We start from the raw sequence: 1247 nt of genomic DNA, 5'->3' as shown, positions 1-1247 counted from the left end.
CTTTTCCCCGAGCCGACGCCGCCCAGAATGAGCAGGTCCTGGGCGCGGGGCTGGCTGAGGCATTGCTGTATACCTGCCCAGGCTTTTTGTTGGGAAGCGGAAAGCGGGAAGGGCAACGCTTCTAGCAGGCGTTGTTGCTGGGCTTGGGAAAATTGCAGGACCGGACGGATAGCCGTGACCCGACTGGCGGGGTGCTGCGTCATGGTTTCCATATGCCAGAGCATTTCTGCTACTTTCAGACTGTTATGGGCCAGATAGGCGCTTTCCAGGTCGCTCGGCCAGTGGGTGTCACGCAGCGCCGTTTCCAGAGCCGGGAGATCCAGCAACTGCAGTACCTGATTCAAATAGTTCGGAAACAGCGCGGGAATGAATGCCGCACTTTCCTTAATCAGGAGACGAATCCGTTTTTTAACCTGTTCCGAATGTTCTTTGCCTTCCTTGCGGTAGATAGGCTGAATACTGCCCATATCGGCCGTAGACAGCACTTCCGGATTGAATAAGGTCCACAAGGCGTTTTTCCTTTTGGGCTTCCCCGCAAAGATGTGCTGATTGCCAGTTTGCAGGATTTTTTCCTGATAGGCGCGAAAATTAAACCAGAGGATTTGAAATTCGTGTCCCATTGCGTCTTTGAGGCGGACATCCAAAAACGGGCCTTTTTTGCTGTGGACCGTCCGCTTACTGATGACCGTTCCTTTGACATAGACTTTGGTGTCTTCTTCAAATTCCGGGATGTTCCAGAGCGTGCGGCGGTCTGCGTAACGCATGGGCAAGGTAAACACGGCCCGCAATAAACTGTCACGCCATTGATCATTGCGCTTTTGCAGCGGGTGGTCCGATACCGACAAGCCGTTTACAGAATAAGAGGTGGTTCCCGCTTGGAATAAACCGGAAAATGACCCGTTTATCGGAATCTTTTGTACCTGCTTTTCAGATAGCATGTTACCCCGTCCTGTGGAACTTTCCTTTATCATATGATCTGTTACGGGATAAGACAATTATTTTGCGGGTTATTTCCATGCAACGTGATGATTATTTTTTCTTTAATGCGCCGTTATGGGATGGATGTTATGTGGATATCGAAAAAAAGGGTGGCTATTCTCCTCGTCGGCATGCTTGTCGGAGGTTTTTCTTTTCCTTCCATGGCTTCCGTGTCCGGCAATTTTGTAACACCCCAAAGCATGGAACGGGTCAGTGAGACCGGTTTTTCGTGGTGGCAAAAATGGTCGAGAGAGCGATATGCCGGTCAA

At 50.6% G+C, this 1247-nt stretch carries 2 protein-coding genes; one reads left to right on the top strand and one right to left on the bottom strand.

Annotation, left to right across the window (positions count from 1 at the left end; all coding sequences use genetic code 11):
- A partial coding sequence (locus AC2VLY_RS09200; protein WP_486922139.1) for an ATP-dependent DNA helicase RecG occupies positions 1–938 on the bottom strand: 938 nt, incomplete at its 3' end.
- A 129-nt stretch (positions 939–1067) separates the two neighbouring features.
- Between AC2VLY_RS09200 and AC2VLY_RS09195 the strand changes: the two genes are divergently transcribed.
- Positions 1068–1247: hypothetical protein (locus AC2VLY_RS09195; protein WP_486891684.1), on the top strand; the 180-nt coding region annotated here is incomplete at its 3' end.

The organism is Acidithiobacillus sp. TH-A36 (genome assembly GCF_057473445.1).
This window is presented reverse-complemented; position numbering and strand designations above follow the sequence as displayed.